At 46.4% G+C, this 23216-nt stretch carries 26 protein-coding genes; 16 read left to right on the plus strand and 10 right to left on the minus strand.

The genetic code is table 11. The features are described 5' to 3' along the window. The first annotated feature begins 243 nt into the window (after positions 1 to 243). From QUB11_RS03560 to QUB11_RS03570, 3 genes are read left to right on the plus strand one after another with little or no spacing between them, the layout of a single operon-like run. A complete protein-coding gene (locus QUB11_RS03560; protein ID WP_333389799.1) occupies positions 244 to 999 on the plus strand; it encodes a site-specific integrase in 756 nt (251 codons plus the stop codon). Positions 1000 to 1052: 53 nt separating this feature from the next. Then, positions 1053 to 1178: a hypothetical protein gene (locus QUB11_RS03565; protein WP_333389800.1), complete on the plus strand. Its 126-nt coding sequence runs from the start codon at positions 1053 to 1055 to the stop codon at positions 1176 to 1178. After that, positions 1168 to 2082, plus strand: a complete 915-nt coding sequence (locus tag QUB11_RS03570) for a GIY-YIG nuclease family protein (protein ID WP_333389802.1) — start codon at positions 1168 to 1170, stop codon at positions 2080 to 2082. The genes QUB11_RS03565 and QUB11_RS03570 overlap by 11 nt, the downstream gene beginning before the upstream one ends. Before the next feature lie 34 nt (positions 2083 to 2116). Here QUB11_RS03570 and QUB11_RS03575 read toward each other — a convergent pair whose 3' ends face one another. Beyond that, on the minus strand, positions 2117 to 3388 hold the full coding sequence (locus tag QUB11_RS03575) for an alpha-L-fucosidase (protein WP_333389804.1): 1272 nt from the start codon (positions 3386 to 3388) through the stop codon (positions 2117 to 2119). A 132-nt stretch (positions 3389 to 3520) separates the two neighbouring features. Between QUB11_RS03575 and QUB11_RS03580 the strand changes: the two genes are divergently transcribed. Together QUB11_RS03580 and QUB11_RS03585 are read left to right on the plus strand one after the other, a co-directional pair. Beyond that, entirely contained in the window at positions 3521 to 3883 is a 363-nt protein-coding gene (locus tag QUB11_RS03580; protein WP_333139750.1) for a DOPA 4,5-dioxygenase family protein, read from the plus strand. Positions 3884 to 4146: 263 nt separating this feature from the next. After that, positions 4147 to 4629 carry an Hsp20/alpha crystallin family protein gene (locus QUB11_RS03585; protein ID WP_333139752.1) on the plus strand — a complete coding sequence of 161 codons (483 nt, stop codon included), beginning with the start codon at positions 4147 to 4149 and terminating at the stop codon, positions 4627 to 4629. Positions 4630 to 4880: 251 nt separating this feature from the next. Here the strand turns inward: QUB11_RS03585 and QUB11_RS03590 are convergent, their stop codons facing one another. Genes QUB11_RS03590 through QUB11_RS03600 form a run of 3 tightly spaced genes read right to left on the minus strand, consistent with a single transcriptional unit; the run spans position 4881 to position 5658 of the window. Beyond that, positions 4881 to 5015 (minus strand): hypothetical protein, encoded by a 135-nt coding sequence (locus tag QUB11_RS03590; protein ID WP_333139754.1) that lies wholly within the window; start codon positions 5013 to 5015, stop codon positions 4881 to 4883. Next, the gene (locus QUB11_RS03595; RefSeq protein WP_333139756.1) at positions 5012 to 5353 is read right to left on the minus strand and encodes a HepT-like ribonuclease domain-containing protein; all 342 of its coding nucleotides are present in this window, start codon (positions 5351 to 5353) and stop codon (positions 5012 to 5014) included. The genes QUB11_RS03590 and QUB11_RS03595 overlap by 4 nt, the downstream gene beginning before the upstream one ends. Then, entirely contained in the window at positions 5350 to 5658 is a 309-nt protein-coding gene (locus tag QUB11_RS03600) for a nucleotidyltransferase domain-containing protein (RefSeq protein WP_333054236.1), read from the minus strand. The genes QUB11_RS03595 and QUB11_RS03600 overlap by 4 nt, the downstream gene beginning before the upstream one ends. 242 nt (positions 5659 to 5900) lie before the next feature. On the opposite strand from QUB11_RS03600, the gene QUB11_RS03605 reads away from it, so the two are divergent. Next, positions 5901 to 6632 carry a tetratricopeptide repeat protein gene (locus QUB11_RS03605; RefSeq protein ID WP_333054235.1) on the plus strand — a complete coding sequence of 244 codons (732 nt, stop codon included), beginning with the start codon at positions 5901 to 5903 and terminating at the stop codon, positions 6630 to 6632. Positions 6633 to 6860: 228 nt separating this feature from the next. Here the strand turns inward: QUB11_RS03605 and QUB11_RS03610 are convergent, their stop codons facing one another. Further along, positions 6861 to 7865 (minus strand): NADP-dependent oxidoreductase, encoded by a 1005-nt coding sequence (locus QUB11_RS03610; protein ID WP_333054234.1) that lies wholly within the window; start codon positions 7863 to 7865, stop codon positions 6861 to 6863. A gap of 843 nt (positions 7866 to 8708) precedes the next feature. On the opposite strand from QUB11_RS03610, the gene QUB11_RS03615 reads away from it, so the two are divergent. From QUB11_RS03615 to QUB11_RS03635, 5 genes are all read left to right on the plus strand, one after another. Beyond that, positions 8709 to 9059, plus strand: a complete 351-nt coding sequence (locus QUB11_RS03615; protein ID WP_333054233.1) for a hypothetical protein — start codon at positions 8709 to 8711, stop codon at positions 9057 to 9059. Between the two features lie 196 nt (positions 9060 to 9255). After that, positions 9256 to 9993, plus strand: coding sequence for a PEP-CTERM sorting domain-containing protein (locus QUB11_RS03620; RefSeq protein ID WP_333389806.1), 738 nt, complete (start codon positions 9256 to 9258; stop codon positions 9991 to 9993). 227 nt (positions 9994 to 10220) lie between these two features. Continuing rightward, positions 10221 to 10727 (plus strand): hypothetical protein, encoded by a 507-nt coding sequence (locus QUB11_RS03625; RefSeq protein WP_333054231.1) that lies wholly within the window; start codon positions 10221 to 10223, stop codon positions 10725 to 10727. Positions 10728 to 10762: 35 nt separating this feature from the next. Next, positions 10763 to 11071 carry a hypothetical protein gene (locus QUB11_RS03630; RefSeq protein ID WP_333054230.1) on the plus strand — a complete coding sequence of 103 codons (309 nt, stop codon included), beginning with the start codon at positions 10763 to 10765 and terminating at the stop codon, positions 11069 to 11071. A 63-nt stretch (positions 11072 to 11134) separates the two neighbouring features. Continuing rightward, positions 11135 to 11500 carry an HNH endonuclease gene (locus QUB11_RS03635; RefSeq protein ID WP_333054229.1) on the plus strand — a complete coding sequence of 122 codons (366 nt, stop codon included), beginning with the start codon at positions 11135 to 11137 and terminating at the stop codon, positions 11498 to 11500. Positions 11501 to 11507: 7 nt separating this feature from the next. Here QUB11_RS03635 and QUB11_RS03640 read toward each other — a convergent pair whose 3' ends face one another. The 5 genes from QUB11_RS03640 to QUB11_RS03660 form a co-directional block, all read right to left on the minus strand. Next, positions 11508 to 14387 (minus strand): DEAD/DEAH box helicase, encoded by a 2880-nt coding sequence (locus tag QUB11_RS03640; RefSeq protein ID WP_333389808.1) that lies wholly within the window; start codon positions 14385 to 14387, stop codon positions 11508 to 11510. A 48-nt stretch (positions 14388 to 14435) separates the two neighbouring features. Further along, positions 14436 to 15311, minus strand: a complete 876-nt coding sequence (locus tag QUB11_RS03645; RefSeq protein ID WP_333176146.1) for a 3'-5' exonuclease — start codon at positions 15309 to 15311, stop codon at positions 14436 to 14438. A 176-nt stretch (positions 15312 to 15487) separates the two neighbouring features. Beyond that, positions 15488 to 15673 carry a hypothetical protein gene (locus QUB11_RS03650; protein ID WP_333139824.1) on the minus strand — a complete coding sequence of 62 codons (186 nt, stop codon included), beginning with the start codon at positions 15671 to 15673 and terminating at the stop codon, positions 15488 to 15490. Next, a complete protein-coding gene (locus tag QUB11_RS03655) occupies positions 15670 to 16299 on the minus strand; it encodes a hypothetical protein (RefSeq protein ID WP_333139826.1) in 630 nt (209 codons plus the stop codon). The genes QUB11_RS03650 and QUB11_RS03655 overlap by 4 nt, the downstream gene beginning before the upstream one ends. Beyond that, positions 16296 to 16643: a hypothetical protein gene (locus QUB11_RS03660; RefSeq protein WP_333139828.1), complete on the minus strand. Its 348-nt coding sequence runs from the start codon at positions 16641 to 16643 to the stop codon at positions 16296 to 16298. The genes QUB11_RS03655 and QUB11_RS03660 overlap by 4 nt, the downstream gene beginning before the upstream one ends. A gap of 198 nt (positions 16644 to 16841) precedes the next feature. On the opposite strand from QUB11_RS03660, the gene QUB11_RS03665 reads away from it, so the two are divergent. From QUB11_RS03665 to QUB11_RS03685, 5 genes are all read left to right on the plus strand, one after another. After that, on the plus strand, positions 16842 to 17117 hold the full coding sequence (locus QUB11_RS03665; RefSeq protein WP_333176150.1) for a hypothetical protein: 276 nt from the start codon (positions 16842 to 16844) through the stop codon (positions 17115 to 17117). 357 nt (positions 17118 to 17474) lie between these two features. Continuing rightward, positions 17475 to 17717: a hypothetical protein gene (locus QUB11_RS03670; RefSeq protein WP_333054223.1), complete on the plus strand. Its 243-nt coding sequence runs from the start codon at positions 17475 to 17477 to the stop codon at positions 17715 to 17717. A gap of 2 nt (positions 17718 to 17719) precedes the next feature. Beyond that, positions 17720 to 18241 carry a hypothetical protein gene (locus QUB11_RS03675; RefSeq protein ID WP_333389810.1) on the plus strand — a complete coding sequence of 174 codons (522 nt, stop codon included), beginning with the start codon at positions 17720 to 17722 and terminating at the stop codon, positions 18239 to 18241. Between the two features lie 261 nt (positions 18242 to 18502). Next, complete coding sequence (locus tag QUB11_RS03680; protein WP_333389812.1) at positions 18503 to 21493, plus strand: DUF3854 domain-containing protein; 2991 nt, start codon at positions 18503 to 18505, stop codon at positions 21491 to 21493. 137 nt (positions 21494 to 21630) lie between these two features. Beyond that, positions 21631 to 22962, plus strand: a complete 1332-nt coding sequence (locus QUB11_RS03685; protein WP_333201309.1) for a Rieske 2Fe-2S domain-containing protein — start codon at positions 21631 to 21633, stop codon at positions 22960 to 22962. Positions 22963 to 23216 lie beyond the last annotated feature (254 nt).

Raw genomic sequence — 23216 nt, forward strand, 5'->3', positions numbered from 1 at the left:
TTCGGTAACGGCTTGTTGGTCGCGGCCCCGGTTTTTTCGTCTCAAAGCATTACCCCACAGCAGCCGAAGCAAAGCATAATCGTGCTTACCAAACAAATTTGTGCGATCGCGCTGTATGACGGCCAGCGAAGGAATGGGCTAATTTTGTTCAGTCCCGTCTTCAACCCAGCGACCGATGCTGTGTATTCTACGCCATCGTGAACTGGACTACCACGTTAAGAAATCCCCCCGATCGATGCAGCAATGCAGTATTTGCGGCAAACTTTGTGGTATCGGGTCGAGTATACACCAAGCATGAAGATAGAGGGACACGGGCAGGCCAAGATATTCACGCAAGAGGAAATCGAACTCTTGTTCAACGAAGGTTTGCTAACCTCACGCGATCGCGCTCTCTTCGGAGTTTGTCTCTACACCGCTTGTCGGATTGCTGAAGCTTGTTCCTTAGAAGTCATCGATATTTACACTGCCAGAGGTACAGTCCGGCCTACAATCAACTTCCGCAAGCGCAACACCAAAGGAAAACTCCAAACCCGAACGATTCCGGTCATTGAAGATTTGCGAAGTCTCCTGACATCTTGGAAACCCAACGCGGGTCAGACTTATTTATTTCCCGGCCGCTACCCGAACCACCACTGGAAGCATTTGCACCCCAACTCAGCGGATCGGATTTTGAGAGAAGCGTTCGATCGCGCCGGCATCGAGGGAGCATCCACCCACAGTTTTAGGAGAACGGCCCTGACTCAGATGAGCAACGCCGGAATTCCGCTGCGGATTATTCAAGAAATCAGCGGTCACAGCAACCTCGAACAGTTACAGCGCTACTTAGAAGTGAAGCCGGAGCAAGTCAAAGGAGCGATCGCCTCTTTATCCATGCTTTCCTACACGGGGAAATCTGTATTTCCCCCTGTAGAGGATGAATTGCCCGCTGTGCCGTTACCGAGAGAGCAACTGTCACAAGGCCTATCAGACTCGGAGCCTGAAGAAATTCCCGACTGGTGACGAGCAATTTTAGATTTTAGATTTTAGATTGACAGTCACGCATCCCAAATGGAATGCCGATCGCTTTCTTTCCCAAGGCAGAAGCCCTCACCCCTGGATTTGTTACAATTCTCGATCGTGTGGAGCAGGTGCATCTCCAAAAACCGGCTCAAAGGAGAATTGTTGACAATGTGGCTTAAATTTGGTGTTGCTCCCAGTGGCGAACTGACGGGCATTGATGAAGCTGTGCGCGGAAAAACTCAGCTAACTTGCCTCTACTGCGGTGGCGGATTGACAGCAAAAAAGGGTTCGGTGAAAGAACATCACTTCGCGCACACTGAGGAAAGTTGTAAACCAGTCTCGCAGCGGATTAAGACAAAAGCGTTTCCCTCGCTGCCCCTTTACGAGCATTTCAACATCGAACTCAAGGGCGAGGAATTAGAACAGTTGAAAGTGCTGTGGAAAGAGTACGGGGCTCAAAAGCGATCGATTCCCAAAGACTTGGTAAACTTTCGGTGGGAACTCAAAGGATTGGTGGAGTCGTCGGGCGATCGCACTTATCACTTTACCGACTTGGGTAAAATCCCAGTGGGAGCGCTTCCCCTGGCGTTGTTCAACCAAGTCCAAGAACCCTTGCTGCTATCGGAGTTAGTTAAGTTGGAAGGTTCTGTAGAAATTGCTGAAGCTGCGGGGTTATCTTGCTTGGACGAACGGCGGGCTGATTTGCTGATTTATCGAGCACAGCTTCGTCGGATTCTGGTGAACGCGCTCTATTTTCTGGAAGTCAAAGCGGACGGTCAAACGTTCTACAAAATTGGAATTACTACTCGATCGATCGAGGAGAGAATCGCCGAGGTACACCGGGATGTGAGGGCGCATTACTCGGATGTGGTTGTTAATTTGCTGGGACTTTGGGAACACCGGGGGAATGTCGAGCTGTACTTCAAGCATCGGTACAAAGCTTTTAATTATCGCATTGGTAAGCTGACAGAGTATTTCGCGTTTCCCGATGTCAAGGCTGTGTTGAATGATTTGTACGGGATGGAAGCCAAAGTGTTGAGTGATATTGAGGTGGATGCGATCGGCAACTGGGGTAGGAAGTGAAGAAGTGCGATCGCTACACTGGTTACATCTTGCTTTAAGTATCGTTATCGTTGGCTGGAGCAATATCAACTGCAATCACCGTAGCATAGGAATCGAGAGCTTCTTCAGGCACTTGAATCGTTAACTCCCCAAAAGGATCGGCACTTAACATAGAATCGACAATGGCACAGCGAGTTGAGTATTGTAATGATTCCCCTCCAGCGACTTGAGAAACGGCTTGAATCCGTTTTATAGGTACACCTCGTACTGTTACTGACTCGTAGGGCTTCATCAGCAAGAATAAATAAAAGCGATTGCCGAGCCGAGTAGAAGGGCCGTAGAATTGCCAAGGTTCCAGTCCAGGCTGTGTTCCTACAATACTCTGGGCATGAACAGCCATCCATGCTTCTACCAATTGCAACAAATCCAATTGTTCAGATTGAATTTGCCCATTACCCATTGGACTGACATTCAACAGCAAATTGCCCCCTTTACCTGCAACTTCACAGAGGGTATGAATAAGTTGGCGAGCTGACTTGAATTGGGTGTCATTCGGGTTGTAACCCCAGCTTTCATTCAGAGTTAGGCAAGCTTCCCAAGTACGTTGAGGCGGTTGGGGAGGAATGAATTGTTCGCAGGTATCGAAGTCTCCAAATCCTCTGAGGCGATCGTTGATTAACAAATGCGGTTGCAGCGATCGAATCATTTCATGTAGCTGCTTAGCTTGCCATTGCTCTGGCTTTCGCTCCCAACCGCCATCAAACCAAAGCAAGTCAATCTTTCCGTAGTTGCTCAACAATTCTCTGACTTGAGCGAACATAAATTCAAGGTAGCGCTCCCACTGAGAATTCGTCGGCTGTCGGAATTTCCCAAACTGATACGGTTTATCGGCTTCTGTAAAAGCCGGGTAGTCAGGGTAATGCCAGTCAATCAAGGAAAAATACAACCCAATTCGCAAACCCTCCGCCCGCATCGCCTCCACAAATTCTCGAACAATATCTTTTTTGTACGGCGCATACTCGATAGAAAAGTCGGATTCCTGGGTATGAAATAAGGAAAATCCATCATGATGTTTAGCCGTCAAAATCACATACTGCATCCCCAAGCGTTTCGCTAAATTAGCCCAAGTTTGAGGGTCGTATTCAGTCGGATTGAAAGTTTGGGCGGTGCGGTGATAGTCTGCTACCGGGACATCTTGGCAGTACGGCAAGCTAAAGACGCCTCCCACCAATGGCCAAGATATTTCGTACCCACACTGGCTGCTATGACTCCAGTGAATAAACATTCCCAATCGTGCTGTCTCAAACCAGTTGTTTTCTTGAGTCATTGGTTTACCCTAAAATATAGGCGGTATTGTGAAAGAGTAATGTTTACTCGCAGGTAAAATTAATAAGCTAGGGTATACTTCTTTGTTGGATTTGGCTGCAATGAACCTCCCCATAATACCCCACTGAAAATCATGAAAGCAGACACCATCGAAATTGTTGGTTTTCACGCACATATTTACTTTGACAATGATAGCCGTGATGCTGCTGCGCGTGTACGCGAAGGATTGGCTCAGTTTGAGGTGCAGCTAGGACGTTGGCACGACAAACCCATTGGGCCACACCCTCAAGCGATGTATCAAGTTGCGTTTTCACCCTCGGAGTTTGGCAAAGTCGTTCCTTGGTTGATGCTCCACCGCGAGGATCTCAATATTCTCGTCCATCCCGAAACAGGGGACGATGTGGCAGACCACACAACACATTCTTTGTGGCTGGGAGAAAAACTAAAGCTGAATGTCGAAGTTCTGCGACCTAAAACGGCCAGCACCAGCGGGTGAGCTCGCGCCATGCAGAGTTCGCTGGTCGCAGGGTCATCATGGCGTTGACACAACTTTTCGGTTTCTAGGAATAGTTTTGTACGGTTTTCTTCACTGCCAATTAATTCTGATTCTTTCGCACTTATTCGGGCAAATACGACCAACAGAGTGGGGTTCTCCTGACTGTTCCTGCCACGCGCGGAAGCGGCATCATAATAACTGTAAGCAATGAGCTTCAACCAAACAAACTCATAAAGCATTACCAATCTTTGAGGTGACAGATTATGTTGATGCGCTCTTGGCAACCCTTCACGGAAATTGAAACCCTCCGCCAGCAACTCGATAAAGTTTTTGACCGACGGGCAACAACGAGAAATAATTCAGAAGCCACTTGGATGCCCGCTCTAGAATTGGCTGATGCTGGGGACAACTTCATCTTAAAAGCGCAACTGCCTGGAATTGACCCCAAAGGTGTTGACGTTCAAGTGACTCGCGAAGCAATTTCTATCTCTGGCGAACGCCGCTGCGAAAACACAGACGAGAAATCTGGCTGCGTCCGTTCTGAATTCCGCTACGGCAAATTCCACCGGGTGCTTCCCTTGCCCGCACCCATTCAAAACGACTCCGTGCAAGCTGAATGCAAAGATGGCATTCTAACGCTAACCCTGCCGAAGGTACAAGAAGCTCGCAATAAAGTCGTCAAGATTAACTTAGCAGAAATTGCTGGAGCTTCAACAAATCCAGCTTTGGAACAGGCTAACCAATAACGATCTGCTGTGCTTAATCGTGAGGCAAATTTTCCTTTCATTGAGCCTGATTGGATTTACTCGCGCAACAACGGAACTGGAAAAGTTGATACCGGGAGCTAGGATTGCTCTCGGTATTCTTTATTTGGGAAAGCCGATCGAAAAACCACTTGAACCCGCAGTGAATTCAGTAACGCTTACAAGGCAAGCTTCCAGTAAATGCAGTCGATGTGCAGAATACCCAATCGATCGTCCAGGGGCATTGAAGTCCCTCAGTCCTCCGTTCCACCTCCTTCTGTGGCGAATAAAGATGCTTTTACGGTCATCAGAAATCTTTGGGAAAAACGCTGCTGCCAGAAACGCTGCTGCCCCAGAAACGCTGCTGTCAGAAACGCTGCTGAACTCACACCTCTGGTAACTCTTGTAAAATCTGTTCTACTGTTACCTTCAACGGAGGTAAATTATTTTGTACGATCGCCCAAACTAGGTTTAGCGACACTCGGAAATATTCATGCACTACAAGATTCCTAAACGCTACAATTTGCGCCCACGGCACTTGGGAATATCGGCCAGTTAACTCGGAGGATAACGCATTTGTTGCTTCTCCAATAATTTGCAGGTGATGAACAATCCAAATCTGAATTAATTCTTGGTTATCAAATTCTTGCCTGCCAAGGCTTGCATATCGCTCAATTGCCGTTATTGCATCTAATATATCTTGCAGCCGTTCCGCTTCTCGCCTCAAAGTGGTACAGCCTCCTGCAAAACGCGCTCCCGAATGCGTTCTTTCAACATATCTACTGTGGCGATATCGACCTTGCGATTGAGTAGTTGTTCCAAATCAAGCAAGAGCCCACCTGGAAACCAAGGCGTGATTTTGTCTAAATCGTAATCCACTAACAAATCAATATCGCTTTCTGGGGTCGCTTCGCCCCGCGCTACAGAACCGAATACGCGCACGTTGTAGGCTCCGTGCTTTTGGGCAAGTGCGAGAATTTGCGATCGCTCATAATACAGTAATTCTTGAATGCCTAATCCTGTTTTGGTCATCAAACCCTCCTCAACGCCTTAAGATGGTGCCTCCCACCACATTGGGGTCATTGCTAGTTAATCAGCGAAAGTCCCCTAAATCTGTAAGCATTCAAAGCCAAGCTATCAGACATTGTAGAGTATTGTAGTATGCTCTCATAAGCTTTCAGAGTTAACAGGAGTTCATCTGGGAATGCAAATTGAACCCTACGACCCTCACCACCAAGATGGCTGTTATTGGTCTTTTGCATGGGAGAAAATTTATGGATTTGGAAAAACTATTTCAAGCCGGAGATTTAGCACAGCAAGCTGGTGAATATGTTGAGGCTGAGTCAATATGGAGGCGTTTTCTGAAGCACGATCCTGATAATGCGTATGTCTACCTCAAGCTAGGAATGGCTTTGGATTATCAAGGTCAAGGTGAGAAAGCTATCTGGGCATACCAAAACGCTATTAGGATTGCACCTAATTATTCAGCAGCTTACGTGAATATGGCTGCCACACTAGCAGAGCGGCAAAGATTTTCCGAGGCTATGACAGTCTATCAAAAAGCGATCGAGATTGATTCGAGCCAACCACAGGCTTTTGTTGGTATTGGTATGGTACTTGTAAATCTAGAGAGATACGGCGAGGCAATTACTAATTTTCAACAGGCAATTCAGGTTGCTCCTCAATCAGCAGCAGCACATTACCATTTAGGTGTTGCTTTGAATAAGCAGGGCAGAGACGAAGATGCTATCACCGTACTTCAGCACACCACAGAACTAGCACCCAATTCTGCTATTGTATATCAATACCTCGGACAAATACTTGGTAATCAAGGTCGATTTGATGCAGCAATTACAGCATTTGAAGAAGCGATCGAACTCGATCCAAGCTATGCGGCAGCTTACTATAACCTGGGATTTGTACTCAATGCTGTAGACAGAACGGAAGAAGGAAAAGCAGCCATCCAAAAAGCTTTGTTATTAACAGGTGAACAGACCGAGCAGTAAAAAGAGCAGTAGAGTCCTGTTCGGAACCCTATTTATAGCGGTTCTAATTGGAACTTCTGGAAATTGCAGGTACGACCAATGCTGGGAAAGTAAAATGTACCGCTAGATTTATAGTTCGCAATCTGATGCAAGCGATCGCATCCTATCCTTCAACCAAATAATGTCTAAGCGCTCTCGGATTGCAACTTCTCAAATAATGAAGCAAGTACCCACTCAATGAGTGGCTATCTAGTCCAATTTTACCACCATTTTACCAACATTTTTGCCTTCAAAAAGACCGATGAACGCATCCACCGCTCGCTCGATTCCTACCACCACTGTTTCCTTGTTCTTCAGTTTGCCAGCTTGGAAATAGCCGCCCACTTCTTGTTCAAATTCACTCTGGCGATCGAGCCAATCCCTAACGATTAGCCCTTTCATCGTCAAGCGTTTGCCAATCATATTAAATAGATTGGAAGGGCCCGGCTGCGGTTTTTCATCGTTATAACCGGAGATGCTGCCACAAGCGATAATCCGGCCATGCACCCGTAATGCCGAGAGCGCCGCTTCCAGCGTTTCGCCTCCTACATTATCGAAATAGACATCAATTCCGTCCGGTGCTGCCTGATTCAGTTGTTCGAGGACAGGGCCGGCCTTGTAATCGAAGGCGCTATCAAATCCGCATTCTTCTCGCAGAAACTTGATTTTTTCCATTGACCCAGCAGACCCGATGACATGGCATCCGCGCAATGAAGCCAGTTGTCCGGCGACATTTCCCACCGCGCCTGCTGCTCCCGAAACAAAAATAACATCGCCGGCTTTGACTTCTACCAAATTCAACCCAACCCAAGCAGTCATACCTGTCATGCCGAGGGCACCGAGGTAAACTGAGGGCGGTTGAATCTCGCGGCTAACCTGATGCAAATCTTTTGGTGCAGCTATGAAGTATTCCCGCCAGCCATAGTTGGAAGTGACAACATCACCCGGCTTGAATTCCTGGGCACGCGACTCGATTACCTCACCGACTGCGCCGCCTTCGAGTGCTTTTCCTAACGCGAAGGATGGAACATAGGATTTCCCCTCGTTCATGCGACCGCGCATATATGGATCTACCGAAATGTAGAGATTGCGAACGAGCACTTGCCCATCTTGAAGTGGCTCTAGTTTGGTCTCGGCGATCGCAAAGTTATCTGCGGTAGGAATCCCCTTGGGGCGAGAGACTAGCTGAATCTCGCGGCTCACAATCTCTGTCATAATTTTCTCCTTATTGGGTAGATTTTCAGAACTCAATTGACTTAAGTTTTAGCGGTTGTTTTTATTTACTAAAGGCATGGATGCCACACATCACTCGCGCCAAATCCTAACGATTGACTATTCTCTTAAAAATTCAGTTGATTGGTAGTATTGAACAGAAATAATCCCGGCTTTACATCTGTCGTTAGATGGAGTCGATATGTGAAAGTCAATGATCCGAGTCAATAGCCTGTTGAGAAAACGAGCGCCTCACAAATCTTCTGCCCGCTTAATTGATGCTTTTTTACCCGCAGCTACGCTAGCAACAACCAAACAGGCCGTGACTAGGGCGATCTAATCGGTGAGTTTCACCAAGCAAAATTGCCGAAGCCATAATCGTCAAAAATGGTTGCAACAACTGAATTTGACCTACCTATGCAACTCCACCCATTGCCCTACCATGATACCAGGCAAAAAATGCGATAAATTGACTAAAAATACTCACATAAGCCAAACCAAACCAGGCACTCGGTGAAACTATTAACTCTTGTTTTTAAACAACAAATTTTGTGGGTAAAACCTAGAAATAATCGAGAATCACCAATGCCCAACCAATAACTTGCCACCCACCTAAAACCTTAGCTAATCGCTCACCTTCAGCATAGCCAAAATCAGCAGCAATTATCGAACCCAATAGTGCTAAATCTCCGAGCTGAAGCTGTCGGGCAGCGCTAATAATTCCAAAAAAGACAACCGTTGTACTACCGACAATGCTAGCAATCCAAAAAGTGAAGTCACGGCGATCGCTCCCAACACCCCCATTTGCGAGAAACTAAACCCAGACCCAAAACCTCAACCCCCGTCATGCCCAAAATCCATGAGTGCGAGCGTTGCCTTTTGTACGCCCGCAACCCGTACCTCGTCTGTGCCGTGCATCCCACAGGCCCCACCACCGACACTTGCCTTGACTTTCGAGAAAACCCTAATGCGGAACCCGATGAACTGTGGGAACCCGAGGGCGCGACCTACTACAACGGCGAATTGATTCTGCAACCGAGGCAGCGGTGGACATCAGAGCAACAGTTAGAACTTTTGGATACCCATCCCTTGTTTACTGGTCGGTGTCCCCAATGTGAAATGACTTATCCCCAATATGAAACGCCCCCGGTGCATTGGGATTGTTCGGAGTGCGGATGGATGGATGATGCGGTGTGAGGCGACGGTTCTGTTTTGATAATGGCGATCGTTACTTGCTTTCTAGAGCATTGATGCACCTAGCTTTCTAGTTAAGATTGAATAAGTTGAATAAAGAATTATGGTTTTTTAAGTAAGCTAGCTAGTATTTAGGTAGTTTGATTACTGAATGAGCTTTCCAGTCAAGTTGTTTACGATAGAAAGTAATTTAATCTTCATGAAAAATCTCTACCACAAAGTTGCCGTTGCCTCTGTTTGCACCGCTCTAGGTTTTGTTCTGGGAGCAAATGAAGAAGTTAAAGCAGCTACATTTACCTTGACACCTACTATCCAATTTGGAGCCACTGCAAGTATGTATCAGATGGGTGTGTATGAGGACGTTAGGCTTATCCCTGGGGATGAGTACGTGTCATACGGGCCGGGTAGTATAACAACCAGGTTAGCTGAATTTAATATTAGCAACTTTTTTCTTGCTCCTAACACAATTATTCGTAGTGCTATCTTTCAGGATAAGATATCCAGTTTCCAAGGAGGCCGTCCTGGTACTCTGGGCATCTTTGGCTATTTAGGAAACGGGACAGCCGAAGCATCAGATCTTTTGGGGGATGAAGTATTGTTAACTTCTGTAGATATCTCATCCTCATCTCCGGGTGATACTCTTAGCTTTGACGTAACTCCGTTTGTTAATCAGCGAGTTAGCAATGGCGATACTTTTGCTGGGTTTGCCATCAGTCTCTTGAACGTTGGTGGGGTCGCTCTGGGAGGTACTGATGCTCTTGGTCGTTCCAGTCTAGTAATTGAAACCGTTGATGCTGCCGAACCAGTTCCCGAACCTACCGCAATCTTTGGTTCAGCTCTAGCCCTGGGCTTGGGAGGATGGCTGAAACGAAAGAAATCAAATCAGCAGCATAAAACAACGCCGATGCGGTTAATCTACGGTTTGACAAGAGTTTAAATAAAGTTATCAGTTACGATCGTCAATTCGACTTGCCTGCAAGACATTCAAGAAGCTGGTGGCATTGATGAGGAAGTTGTGCAGGAAGTTATTGAATTCAAAAAGTTTATTTTTAGGACAACTTAAGCTAGGCTGATAAACAAGATTTTGTGGTTGCCCAACGAGCTAATCGATCGTCAGCCCAGTTTTACAGCTAAAAAATAAGAAGATTTTGTACAGGAGGAACCTTGAGCTTAATTAATCTTGTCATACCTTCGCCACCCGGTACTACTGCCGGCATTGGCACAATCTTAAAACTGATGCGGGATAATCCCCAACGAGTCTTAAAAGTTGTACACTTGTACCGCGATCATCCAGAAAGTAACAGCACTTTTATTGCATTTTTTAGAGAACCGACCTCTCTTTATCAAATTACAGCAGTTCTCAATGTGTGGGGTACGTCTTTTGGCTCTAGCGGGGAAGGGGCTCGTGCTTACGGTGCAATTCGTTCTGTTATTGAAGACTTAGGACTTCCTTTTGAACAGCACAAGTGGCGGGAGTTTTCCCATCTAAAAAAAGGGTTAACCCATCGGGATTGGTCTGATGACGATTTCTTATCCCTAGAGTACGCAAACAAATGGGAAGAGCTTCTGATCCATCGCTGCTACTCCTCTTTGACTGAATTATTGCCGTCAGAACCTTACACCGTTGACCAGTTTAACGACAATTGGAGAAATCGCTGGGAATCTAGATAGCAAAGGAATTCCTATCAAATACGGAAATACATCAAATGACTGACCCGCTCATTGAACAAATCAATTTGCTGGACACCGACTACGCCGACATCCTCGCCCACAGCAGCCATCCCCCATTCGAGCTGCAACTGGTAAGGTCGGGGATTGAGCCATCAGAAGCCCGCATCAAAACCAATTTCCTCACTCGGGTGCGCCAAAAACCTAAGACTCCCGAACAATGGGCTGCTTTGACCGAAGCATGGGAAGTAGCTTGCGAGTATAAGCCCACAGATGAAGATTTTCGCTTATTGGCAGAATTCCTGTGGGAGAATCAAGAAAGCGTTGAAGTTGACCTTGACTGCTGATAATTTAGAATTTACTTTCACTTCGATAACAGAGCGATCGCCATATTGTTGGAGAAATGAGCTGTGGCAAAACCAAAGAGGTATCCCGACAATTGGCAAGAGATTGCGCTCTCGGTGAAAGAAAACGCAGGGTGGCGCTGCGCTAAGTGCCATCAACAATGTCTCCGACCCGGTAAACTCCGACCCGGTAAACAAAGCGGCTTAACCAAATCTGAACGATGTGCTTTAACTTTGGCGGTACATCATCGCAATCGGATACCGGAGGACAATCGCCCAGAGAACTTAATCGCCCTGTGTACCGCGTGTCACCTTTCGTATCATAATCGCGGTCAGTCCAACGTATCGCCGGGGCAGTTGTCGCTGTTCCCCGATGATGCGATCGATTGGGAGCTCATGAGTTTTTCTGAGGAATGGGCACGGGGCAATTGATTTGCTGTTAAATTGAAGAATTTGTAGCGATTGCTTCAAGCAGAAACAGACCGACTTTCTTGTGCAGTCCCTGGTTTTGTTGGGGACAGCCAATCTGAATCAAGCATTTAGGGCACCCATCCGAACACTCGCAATTGGAGGCTAGAGACTTCGCTTTAGCAGCGAATAACGGTAACTGCTTCCCGATTTCTTCAGATGCTCCATTTCCCCCATCTGTGGTATCAAAAAAATAGGCGACGATACCCGAATCCTCTTGCTCTAACGTACAGTTTACATCGTGAGTAGAGGAAAGCACAACTAGGGGAACAGCTAGTTGAATTTGATGAGCCATACTGTGCAACGCAACTGCAACGGGAGGGATTTTAAACAAACATTCCAACTCTTGAGGAATATCATCTCCATACTGGGATGTTGCACTAGCTCTTTGACGCTTAACTTCCTCTGTAATTGCTGCAATTAGAGGCGGATTTACTTCAACTTTAACGACGGGAGCTTCATATTGTATTTGATAAGACGGATTGAACGGTACGGATTTAATAAGTTTATTTATTTCGATCGATTTCAAACTCCGACCGCAAGACAGACATACTTTGCCTTCAACGGGCTGTTGGTGGCGACGGCATTCGACATTGGTGCAAGTTTGTCGATATTCTCTTTTAAAAAGCTTATAGCCCGCTACTTCTGATGTAATCTTTCCCCATCCCAAAGTTAACGTCAAACTTCCTTCGGGTAAGCTGGTAGGAATAATGCGGGGTGCTTCTAGGTTTTCTAAAAGTTCGACTTGCAAACCTAAATCAGGTTCAGTAAACAAGCTGGGGTATTCTTCAAAGGGCTGGAGTATTGCTTTGTTCTGGTCGATATCTAAGCTTTGACACCGATAAGTAACTAAACGGTTGCTTTCGTCAAAAGCCGTATAAATTGCACCGGGAAAGACTTCTCGATAGGCAATGTCACGCGACATTTCTTCAAAGGATTCTCCCGTTTTGTCATCAATTAATTCAATAGTATCTATAGCGTTGCCTCTAATATTGACTTTTAGATGGGGTTCTCCTCGCCCTCGAAGCGTACTATTGCGAACGAAGAAAAGTCTATCTTGATGCAGCAGTGCCTCAGCAACGGCACCTCCGACAGCATCAAATCGACTTTCTACCTCAACAGCAGGCAAACCGCTTTCGACGCAGCAACATTCCAGGTGTTTGCTCATAATGGTGGGATAATTGGGATTAAATGCGGCGTTTTCTACTTCTCCTAATAGCAATTTGTCAGGATTCTTACCGTAATAGTAGTCTAAGGAATTTTGGGCAATTGGCAAGAAAATTACGAATCCCGGACTGATTCTGCCAGCACGTCCGAGGCGTTGGCGAAAGGACATAATAGAACCGGGATATCCCTTGACCAAACAGCAATCTAATTCTGGTAAATCCAGACCCGCTTCTAGTGCTGATGTGGAAATGATTACTTTAAGTTTTCCACTTTGCAGTTGACTGATGATATTTTGGCGACGATCGCTTTTTAAAGAACCATAGAAAGCAGTTACTTTTTGCGCCAAATAACTATTTCCCTGTCGCGTACTTTCTTTGTGAATTAAATCTACAAGTTTTTTAACGGCTCCTCTACTATTGCAAAACACAATTCCGCTCAAGTTTTGTTGCAGCCAAGCTAAAACAATCTTGCAAGCATCGAAATTCGCTTTTTCGCTGGGAGCTAAACACAAAACAGTTTTTCCAGCACTGCCCGCCCCGCTGCCTTCAATTAAATGCAGGCGATCGGGTTGAGACATTCTACCGCTAAATCTCAGTGCCATGTCTCGTGGGTTGCCAATCGTGGCAGAAGAACAAATAAATTGGAGCTTGCTGCTGTTGCCTCCCACACTGTCTACAGCCCTACGCAAACGGCGCATTAGGTTAGCAAAATGAGCCCCAAACGCGCCTATATAGGAATGACTTTCATCAATCACTACCCACCGCAACCGTCGCAGAAATTGTCGCCAGGGTTCCCATTGTGAGCGTGGAATCTTGGATAATTGATGATGCAGCAAATCGGGACTGACCGCTAAAATATTAGGGAGATGAGGCACAAAGAGTCCCAAACGTTTGTCGGGTGGAGTATCGCCTGTCATTTGTCCTACTTTTACACGCTGTTCTGAGGGAAATGTTTCGACAATACGCTGGAGTTTGCGAAACTGATCGAAAGCTAGAGCTTTCAGCGGAAAGATGTAGAGCGCGGAAGTGTGAGGGCGGTTCAGGCAATCTTCGAGAATTGGGAGGTTGTAGCACAGGCTTTTGCCCGATGCTGTAGGAGTCACAATACTCAAATCGCAGCCTTTCCGCAGGCAGTCCAGGGCTTCAATTTGATGGGAATACAGTTGGTGAATTCCCAATCCCCGAAGAGCATTTTGTAAGGGCGAAGGTAAGTCTTTTGGAATGGCAGACAACGAACCAGATGCGGGAGGCGTAATGCGAACAGCGCTAAGATTTGAAGCTAACTCTTGTGCGATCGCTCTAAATTGAGGTTGAGGAATAGCGGCAATTTCTGCTGCACTTACCTGAGAAAAGCTTGTAGCCTGTACTTCACCTGCACCGTTTTCTTCAGATTGGGATGAGGATGCTGGTGCGCTAACAGGAGCGATTTCACCCGTTTCGACAGATTGCTGCCAATTTTTGAATTGAACGGGAATCAAGTATCCGGGAAACTTTGCTATGAGTATGTTACCCATCCAAGACATAACCTCGCCTTGTCCGCGCTTGGGCGAAAAGAGCGGCTGTCCTGGGTCTAGCCACTCAGGATGCTTTCGTTCGCTGTTGGGAGTTACAGCGCGGATAAGAGCAGCATAGTCAACGGGTTCGGGGTTGGTCATTGTTTTGGGGATAACTCCAATTTTCATCATAAGCTTCTTCTCCAAGATTGCTGGTATTCTCTAGCTAAGAGCGCGGCATCATTGACTTTGGGATTTGCGATCGCTCTCAGGAATCGGCACGGGGCGATTTATCTGATCCGAATCCGCCGCCATCTTCTTAATTAATTGGAGGGCTGCTATGCAATCTCCTAACGCTCGGTGTCCTCCACCAGGCAGGGGGAAATACTTATAATCTTCGTAATAGTAGCTCCAATATCCCCTCCACTGTGCCGCCCATTCCATCAAACATTCAGAGCGCTTTGTCAACTTCAAAATTGGCAAACTGTGAAGCCGACAACAGTAATTTAAAATCTTGATATCAAAAGCAGAATTGTAGATTAATACTCGTTTATCTTTAAGGACTTCAACAATGCGGGGATAGACTTCAGGAAAAGTAGCAGCATCGGCTACCATTTCATCGCTAATGCCGTGAATCTCCGTTACTTCTGCGGGGATAGAAATTGAGGGTTTGATGAGCGTATCCAGCAACATTTCACCGAGACGATCGATAATTGCTATCTCTACAATCTCTGCATCGTACAATCCTGTAGTTTCAGTATCCAGAATCACCCAATCTTCCTGAGTTAATTGTTCTTTTGCCCAAAGAACAGCACTCACCCTATCTTTTTCTATGAACCCTACTTCTCGATACCATTCCCGATAATCCCGATTAAATTGAGCTTTGAGCCGATTAGCTGCTAAAGTTTCCAATTGTTTGGGAGATGGTTTTCTTTTGGGACGGCAACATTCAGGATTAGTCGAATCGTAAAGGAACACATCATATTTCCGCGTTTCGATGATGCCTGAAGGTTTCAGAGGCGATAGTCCTAATTCACCGAGTTGCTTTTTAGTTTTGAGGTGCGGTGGCGGCTCGTTGGATTCACCCCACCAACTGTATTTTGTTAGTTCCACCATTGCAGTTTCCCCATCTCTGCCATTTTATTATCGCATCAGGGCAATGAGTTCACTAACTCGCTCTACTTCACTACTTCACTGCTTGATTGCCAAGAAGTGCCATGACCCGAAACTTTGATTCTTTCGTTAGCTGTTTTCGGAGTCGCCCGAAGTAGCTAACGAAGAATCAAAATAAATTATTTCCTTTCCGGCGTACTAAATGATTTGGCATCCCAGATACCCCAGACTTCCCGTGCAGAAGATACCGCACCTTGGAGTGCTTCTACTTGCGATCGCCCGAACACTATAATCTGGCGGGGTGGATTGTACTTGCGGGTGACGGTAACGCTCCACTTGAATTGATGGCTTCTGAGTGCTCTCATCGATCGTCCCTCCCATCACCGACATTGGGCAGCGTCTCTGAACTTTGGGCTAACAGAGAACCGGAGAGTAAGTGAATCATTTGAATTGCTTCGATTTCAGACATCCAAACATTTAAATGTTCAGACGTTGGGAAGAGATTTAAGAGGTCGCACTCTTGTAAAGCCTCGAATACGGTGCAGGAGTAGTGCTGGGCGTAGGCAATAGCTTCAACGAGCGCTAGCTTCTGAGTGGGGGTACTGGTGGTTAGGAGTTGTTGCCAGCACAGATGGAGTTGGCGGCACGAGAATTGGTCGGCGATCGCTCGCACCAAACTCAAAGCTTCAGCGGATGTTGGCAAGAAGTCGAAAGCCAGGGGCCACTTATCCCCGAACAGTTCGATCGTCCCGCATTCTTTGATGGAGCGGGTGAGGGTGTCGTTTTGCCGGAATGAATAAACTGCCGCTTCCATCAGCGCGCTTAGCTCCTGGTGCGGCATCGCATTAACAGATGTCAAGAGCTGGCGGTACAAAGCGGCAGTTGTTGGTGTACCTGATTCTGATGCTGGTGCTGGTGCAGGTGCAGGTGCGGGTGCTGCTAAGAAAGTTGCAGCCGCTTCAATGGGTATGGGTATCTGTGGTTGTGTCATGATGGTCGGAGCATCCTTGTTGATGTGCCAGACCCCGCCCTAGAAGATTGCAAGTCAGAGGGGCGGGATTTGGTTTGTTTGCAGTTTTTTTCTATTAATTGATTGATTTGGGCGATCGCCTCCTTGCGACCCATAGCTTGAACCAGTTGCCGAAACTCCCAAAGAATTTCGATCGCCTCTCTGCGAAACCCGCGACTGTTTGCTTGGTAGTACCAGCCAATCGGCTCCAATCTTTGAAGCACCGCAACATCTCGTTTTAATTGAGATTTACTGATATACAGCAATTCCAACGCTTCGTTGCGAGATATATAGGAGATGTCCTCCGGTAATGGCAGGCTGTTCATGGCGTGAGCTAGTTGCTGGCGATTTTGTGGAACCAGGCTCTTAACTGGCTCGCAAACCAATCATTGCATAGGGACAATACAGGTGCAATAGTGGTACAAATACATGAGCCTTTTGTGAGCTAATCTTAACATTGCTCCACAAATGCACCACTATTGCAACAGAAATGAGACAATAAAGAAAAAATATTGGTAGAGTTTATGGCACGCAAGGATGACCGACTGCACGTAGCACCATTAGGCGAATACTACGACGACATATTAAAGATCGATAGCTGGATCAACGCCCGTCCAATTTCCAGCCAAGCTAATTCGCTGCTCTGCGTAAAGCTGCAAGAGCGGGAGGAGCGGATTCGAGCGCGAATTGAATACCTCGCAGCGAAGCGGGGAATATCAGGGAAAGAGCTGTGGAATCAAATTCTCAAGGGAGATGCCAAAAAACTGGAGCCAGAGGATATCACCGAAGTTTCAGATTGAGAAAAAGTTAGAAACTGGTGCTACCACAAAATGATACGAGGCACAAACTTGCAATTCCAGGGGTTTGACGCGCTCTCGCGAACGCGCTTGTTACTTAAAAAACTAGGTTGAACAGCGGGTATACACCAAAATTTGTTGATCTCGCGTTTGGTGTATACCCAAAACAATAATGCCAAGTGTGCTGGATTAAAAGTTCAAAATGTCTCAGATTTTTTGCCAATAACTTTGGTGGAATGCATTTAGGTAGAACCAGAACTAAGAACGGCATTTCAAACTTTTTGAGTTCCACGACCCCAAACCCTTACTATAAAAAGCTGGAGGCGTTTTAAAATACATCCATTTAAAGGAGTGACTGCAATGATTGGATGGCCATTTAGCAAAAATGGAGATGACGATTCGCAGAAGGAAAACAGACATTCGGCGTCATCTGAAGAGGATTGCAAGGAGATGGAAAAGAAGTATGGGTGGGAACTCAAAAGAGTCGAGCAAAACGAGGACGATTCAGACCTCGAAGTCGATTGCGTCTTCAAAGGCAAACAGACCAGCTTCTGGGATATGTGGGGCGACCACCAAGACGATCGAGATAAAGATGAGGAATAGTTATGAAAGCACTTGAACAGATAACACCAACTGAAGAAATCGAACTATACGACCCATTGGCAAGCAAGTCTACGCTGAACCTTTACCTAGTCAAAGAGCAAGAAAAATGGGTGCCGATCGAGAGTAAAGAGCTTGTGATTGGCAAGCAATTAACTCGACTGTTGCAGCTTTCCCACGATTCGCGTCCACTACTGAAGCGTCAGGTCAAACTTGGCGAACGGCTCACCTACCACGTTAAAAAAGAGGGCAGCCCTTGGAAAGCTTACCTTGTGGTTCCCTCGGACTGGGTAGTGGTCAGAGTGTTTCGGTACGAAGCTGACCTATCAGAGGTTGAAGGGGATATGCCGGAGTTTCGGGATGTACAGATTGCTTACTGCGAACGCCAGCCTTTGACACCAGAGGAAGCTGAAACAATGACTTATGAGATTGTTAGCCAGGTTTCTGTGGATTCATGCGGTGGCGATAAGGAAGCTTATCAACAATTCCTTGCCACCCAGCAATCTAAGCCATACGTCCGCGTATAGAATTTGAAAAGGCTGTTGCCGACAAGCGATCGCCCGCATCGATTAGACCAGACCAAAAAAAAGAGTCCGCAGTCTTTAGAAGAGACGGCAGACAAACAAATTTCAAAAACTTTAGATTCATCATAGTCTATTTCTGCCACTACCGCATCATTTGCACCTTTGCACCTCAGCGGTAGTTACAGCAGAGCCGTCTCTTCTACATTTAGCGGGTTTTTGTACAAAAACCAGTTAGCACCGCTATGAGTAGCGAGAGAGGCATCTATGAATGTTGTACAGCAAATTCAATCTACCGCGTACCTTTGCCCCAAACACAAGAGCCACATTGAGAGCCGGGGGTTGTTGAATGATTGGAGTTACGCCAACTGTCGCACCGTATCTGCGGATGAGGCATCATTTTACTTGGGGTACACGGCAAAGTCTGGCGGTATCCTGTTTGTGGGAAAAACAACACAATTCCAATTCAGACCGGACAAGCCTTGGAAATCAGAAAGCTGCAAGAAAGCGCCCAAATATCGGACTCCCGTTGGTGAATACGACGCATTCTTGCCCCAGCATCCCACCGACAAAAACTACTGGGATACCGAAAATCTCAAGCAGCACTGCTACCGCATCAACGACCATCCGTGCATTGTCCTCACTGAAGGCCCGTTCAAAGGAATCGCCGGGTGCGCTAACGACATCCCAACTATTGCACTGCTGGGCGTTTCAATGGGTCTTACCTCTAAAAAAGGAGACATTCAAGGCAAGCGCTACTTGGTCGAAACTTTAGAAAAGTACGCCCGTGCAGGTTTTGGGTTTATCTTTGCCTTCGATGCCGATGCCGCCACCAACCCAAACGTCACCTGGGAACAGCGGAAACTCGGTCTACAGTTGCTCAAATTCGACGTTCCGGTCTACAGTGCAACTGGAGGTTGGGATGCGGGCATCGAAGGCGAGACAAAAGGCATGGATGATTTGATTCAACGAAAGAGCATTGAAGCTTTTAGGAAAGTGCTGGCCACGTCCGTTACTTTTAAGGACTGGGAATCAAAAACCTTTGGAGGCGACGGCGGCAGTGGTGGAACTAGAGACAGATACTTAGTCCCCAAGTCCACAACGTTTGAGGTACATTGCCTCAAGAATTTATTCGGAGATGATTGGATAGTCATCAATGATGCTTTCTACCAATGGAACGGGCGCTATTGGCAATTCCAAGATGAAGCGGATGTGAACAAACTCATCGGCGACTTTACTGAGAATTGCTACGAAACAGCAGAAGTCGGCAAAAAGTTTAAGTTCGGCACTAACAAATTCTTAGATTCGGCTTTTAAATATTGCCGGAAGGTGCTGCACCAGAAGGTTGACACTTCTCGGAACCACCTCAAATCATTCTCAAACGGCACTGTGGATTTGAGAACTGGCGAACTGTTCCCACACGACAAGGAACATTACCTGCTTTCTTGTTCCCCCTGCGATTATGTGCCGGGGTCAGAATGTCCAGCCGAATTTAAGAAATTCATACTTTCTGCCTACGGTATCGAGCAAGTAGAAGTCATCAGGGCTTTGACTTCGATGTACTTAGACCCAACCGCACCTTACGGGAAATTTGCTTACTTGATTGGGGATAGCGGTAGCGGGAAAGGCGTGATGCTGCGGACTTGGGCAAACTTACTCGGCGAAGAAAACAGCGTTAGTTCCAATAGCTTGACCGAACTGACAAAACCTGAAGGTCGGCATCAATTATTAACTGGTAAATCCTTGTTTTACATCCCCGACGCGGGCGGATTTCTTAGCGGACTCAAAGCTTTTTACGAATTGGTAGACAATGGCGGCATTTCGGGACGGGCTCTATTTTCGGCATCGGCTTACCAGAAAAAATGGAACGTGCGATTTGCGATCGCCTCCGTCGAACACATCCAAACGGAGAACAGTGGCGATGGTTGGGACAGGCGCTGCATTCCGTTGCAAACCCGCGCCCGCATCGCCAACATTGAAGACCCGGAGCTAGGACGCAAGTTATCCACTGAGTTAGGTTCGATCGCCGGTTGGGCGTTATCAATGGACAAGACAGAACGCGACCGCATTTTGCTCGTACCGTCAACCAATCCATCAATTGTCGCGTTGAAACAGGATGGCGCGATTCTAGGGGATAGCGTCCGTTCGTTTGTCGATCGCTGTTTGAGAGCGGGTGGCGATAGTTACGTTGGTAGTGATCTGCACAGTTGGTATGTGGCGTACTGCAAAGCCCACAATCTCTCGCCAAGCGGTTACAACAAGTTCGTTCACCACTTGCAGCGAGTATTGTCAAATCACTGGAAAGCTTCCGAGGTTGTGCGAGAAGGCGACAAAATCAAGCGCATTCCGGCTCAGTGGCAGGGACTTCAGATTTTACCGTGCTTTGTTGATGTAGCAATCGCGGAGGATGAAGATGGCAGCAACCGCCCCCACATCCCGAACTGGGCTTGCATCAAAACTATTTGCTGTGATGGTGGATTGCAAGAATTAACTCAAACCCGCACGGTTACAGGCACTTCAAAGATTGCAGAAATTCCAGCACATTCTCAAATAGCTCAAACCGTTGTGGTTACAGGCGTTACCAGCAATTCTGAAATTGTTACAACATCTGAAAACGCTGAAACCCGCATGGTTACAGACGTTACAGCGTTACAAGATGAAAGTAGCCAATCTGAAAAAACACCATCACCTGACATCGCCCAGAGTGTTAATCATAAAGTCGAGTCTCAACCACTAACTGATGTAACGCCTGTAACAGCGCCTGTTACACCCACTTTTGATCCCGAACCCAAACCATGTAACAACTCAAAAACTTGTAACAATTCGATCGCCCCTCCACTCGAATTCACCCCCGGCGATCGAGTGAAAGTTTCGGATCAGTATCCCGGCGCTGAGGAATACAGAGGCGAGGGAGCCACCGTAGTTGATGTGTGGAAGGATGGGCGACAATGCCTGCTTGTTGAGCTTGACCGCGAAGTGACAATTCTTGGTAAATCAAAAAAACAACTCTACCTTGACCGGCGTTATTTAATTTTAGAATCCGCTGCCGACTCAAATCTCAACGAAAACGAACTAGAACTGGTTGAGCGTGCACTCAAAGCGATCGCGGACAATGACCCCGCAGCAGCCCATGATGTCTATTGCCAAGTGCATGAATTGGGAGTCAAGGAAGCGGTGAAAGCGATGCTAAGCAACGATGAAAATGAGGATTTCCGACAATTGGTCAAACTTTGGAAGCAAAGAAAAAGTCAACCTTAACCTAATGTCGGCATCGCTCCCGAACGTCTGAGGTAAAATATAAGGCACCTCCATTTCTTGTGCGAGCGCGCATAATAACCCAAGGGAACCGGGAAGTCTTTTTCTTTCCCTACCCCCACACCCTAACTTTTTGTCAAATGAAACCAGAATTCAGTTTTTTTGAGCATTGGTATCCTGTGATACCACTCGAAGACTTAGATCCCAAGCAACCAACTTCAGTAACACTTTTGGGACTGCGTTTAGTTATCTGGAAGCCCAAATCATCTGAAACTTTCCAAGTGTTTTTAGATCGATGTCCCCACCGCCTTGCGCCTCTAAGTGAGGGGCGCATTGATGACGAAACAGGGAATTTAATGTGTAGCTATCACGGTTGGCAATTTGATGAGCAGGGAAGTTGTACTCATATTCCCCAAGCGGAAAATCCAGAACTTGTAAGCAAGAATAAAGAAAATCTGTGTGCTGTAGCACTACCAGTTCGTCAGCAACAGGATTTACTCTGGATTTGGCCAGATGCAAAATCAAGCGAACAAGCTGCAAATACACCCTTACCTTTATCACCGCAAATAGATGCAACTCAAGGCTTTGTTTGGTCTTCTTTTGTACGAGATTTAGAATATGACTGGGAAACCCTTGTGGAAAATGTGGCAGATCCGAGTCATGTTCCTTTTGCTCATCACGGCGTCCAGGGTAATCGCAAAAAAGCCAGACCAATTGCCTTCCAAATCGTGCAATCAACACCCAATTTGATTGAAGGGGCGATAGTTGGGCCTTTTCAAACAACAATTACTTTTGAACCGCCTTGTCGCTTAGAGTATGCGTTCAGTTTTGGCGATGGCAGCAAAAAGTTTGGATTGCTCACCTACTGTATACCTCTGTCTCCTGGGAAGTCTAGAATTGTCGCTCTATTTCCCCGTAACTTTGGTAAAACACTCTATCGTCTCACACCCCGTTGGTGGGATCACATCACCAATCGCAATCTTGTTCTTGAGGGAGATATGATTCTTCTACAGCAGCAAGAGTATTTTCTCCAACAAGCCAAATCTACCCAAAGCTGGAAAACTGCCTATCACTTACCTACAAGTGCAGACCGTTTCGTAATTGAGTTTAGGAAGTGGTTTGACCGCTATTGTCATGGAGAACTCCCTTGGAGCGAAGTTGGAATCAATGTTCCACCGACACGGAATATCAATAACGATCGTCAACAAACGCTAGATCGCTACAAACAACACACCCAACATTGTAGTAGCTGTCGAAAAGCACTTTTGGTCGTGGAACGCTTACAAGTATTGCTTTTAGGCTACTTTGTGATTACTGTTTGCGCTGTTGCTCTCTTTCCTGATGAATTGCGACTTTATGTGGGCTTACCCTTAATTGTGATAGCACTACTAGGTCTAGGAGCATACACTTGGCTGAGATTCTGGCTTCGTCCTAGATTTTACTTTGTGGACTACATCCATGCACACAGATAAAGGCAATTTTCAGGCACTTTTGCCGTAGTTTCCTGCTAAAAATCAATAAATGAGCCAACAGATGCTCACAAGATAAATATACTAATTATCCTACCTAAAATTATGTTTTTAATCATTTTCTGGCGTTGCTGAGTTATGGTTTGAAAAGCTAAATGCCAGTCATATAAACCAGTAGCCACAAAGCTTCTGGATATTCCAATTATTTTTTCAGACCCTGATTAAGCAACGCCGATTCTTTTAGGGCAATCGCAGCA

Origin of the sequence: Microcoleus sp. B6-A1 (genome assembly GCF_036705085.1) — a bacterium.
Lineage (GTDB): Bacteria > Cyanobacteriota > Cyanobacteriia > Cyanobacteriales > Microcoleaceae > Microcoleus.

What these genes read in the sequence shown, in the direction of transcription:
- QUB11_RS03675 (WP_333389810.1), top strand. Translation starts at nt 17,720, where the DNA reads ATGAAAGCACTTGAACAGATAACACCAACTGAAGAAATCGAACTATAC.
- QUB11_RS03575 (WP_333389804.1), bottom strand. Translation starts at nt 3,388, where the DNA reads ATGACTCAAGAAAACAACTGGTTTGAGACAGCACGATTGGGAATGTTT.
- QUB11_RS03655 (WP_333139826.1), bottom strand. Translation starts at nt 16,299, where the DNA reads ATGACACAACCACAGATACCCATACCCATTGAAGCGGCTGCAACTTTC.
- QUB11_RS03645 (WP_333176146.1), bottom strand. Translation starts at nt 15,311, where the DNA reads ATGGTGGAACTAACAAAATACAGTTGGTGGGGTGAATCCAACGAGCCG.
- QUB11_RS03580 (WP_333139750.1), top strand. Translation starts at nt 3,521, where the DNA reads ATGAAAGCAGACACCATCGAAATTGTTGGTTTTCACGCACATATTTAC.
- QUB11_RS03670 (WP_333054223.1), top strand. Translation starts at nt 17,475, where the DNA reads ATGATTGGATGGCCATTTAGCAAAAATGGAGATGACGATTCGCAGAAG.
- QUB11_RS03615 (WP_333054233.1), top strand. Translation starts at nt 8,709, where the DNA reads ATGCCCAAAATCCATGAGTGCGAGCGTTGCCTTTTGTACGCCCGCAAC.
- QUB11_RS03685 (WP_333201309.1), top strand. Translation starts at nt 21,631, where the DNA reads ATGAAACCAGAATTCAGTTTTTTTGAGCATTGGTATCCTGTGATACCA.
- QUB11_RS03650 (WP_333139824.1), bottom strand. Translation starts at nt 15,673, where the DNA reads ATGAGAGCACTCAGAAGCCATCAATTCAAGTGGAGCGTTACCGTCACC.
- QUB11_RS03630 (WP_333054230.1), top strand. Translation starts at nt 10,763, where the DNA reads ATGACTGACCCGCTCATTGAACAAATCAATTTGCTGGACACCGACTAC.
- QUB11_RS03620 (WP_333389806.1), top strand. Translation starts at nt 9,256, where the DNA reads ATGAAAAATCTCTACCACAAAGTTGCCGTTGCCTCTGTTTGCACCGCT.
- QUB11_RS03640 (WP_333389808.1), bottom strand. Translation starts at nt 14,387, where the DNA reads ATGATGAAAATTGGAGTTATCCCCAAAACAATGACCAACCCCGAACCC.
- QUB11_RS03665 (WP_333176150.1), top strand. Translation starts at nt 16,842, where the DNA reads ATGGCACGCAAGGATGACCGACTGCACGTAGCACCATTAGGCGAATAC.
- QUB11_RS03660 (WP_333139828.1), bottom strand. Translation starts at nt 16,643, where the DNA reads ATGAACAGCCTGCCATTACCGGAGGACATCTCCTATATATCTCGCAAC.
- QUB11_RS03605 (WP_333054235.1), top strand. Translation starts at nt 5,901, where the DNA reads ATGGATTTGGAAAAACTATTTCAAGCCGGAGATTTAGCACAGCAAGCT.
- QUB11_RS03565 (WP_333389800.1), top strand. Translation starts at nt 1,053, where the DNA reads ATGCCGATCGCTTTCTTTCCCAAGGCAGAAGCCCTCACCCCTGGATTT.
- QUB11_RS03610 (WP_333054234.1), bottom strand. Translation starts at nt 7,865, where the DNA reads ATGACAGAGATTGTGAGCCGCGAGATTCAGCTAGTCTCTCGCCCCAAG.
- QUB11_RS03560 (WP_333389799.1), top strand. Translation starts at nt 244, where the DNA reads ATGCAGTATTTGCGGCAAACTTTGTGGTATCGGGTCGAGTATACACCA.
- QUB11_RS03600 (WP_333054236.1), bottom strand. Translation starts at nt 5,658, where the DNA reads ATGACCAAAACAGGATTAGGCATTCAAGAATTACTGTATTATGAGCGA.
- QUB11_RS03570 (WP_333389802.1), top strand. Translation starts at nt 1,168, where the DNA reads ATGTGGCTTAAATTTGGTGTTGCTCCCAGTGGCGAACTGACGGGCATT.
- QUB11_RS03680 (WP_333389812.1), top strand. Translation starts at nt 18,503, where the DNA reads ATGAATGTTGTACAGCAAATTCAATCTACCGCGTACCTTTGCCCCAAA.
- QUB11_RS03585 (WP_333139752.1), top strand. Translation starts at nt 4,147, where the DNA reads ATGTTGATGCGCTCTTGGCAACCCTTCACGGAAATTGAAACCCTCCGC.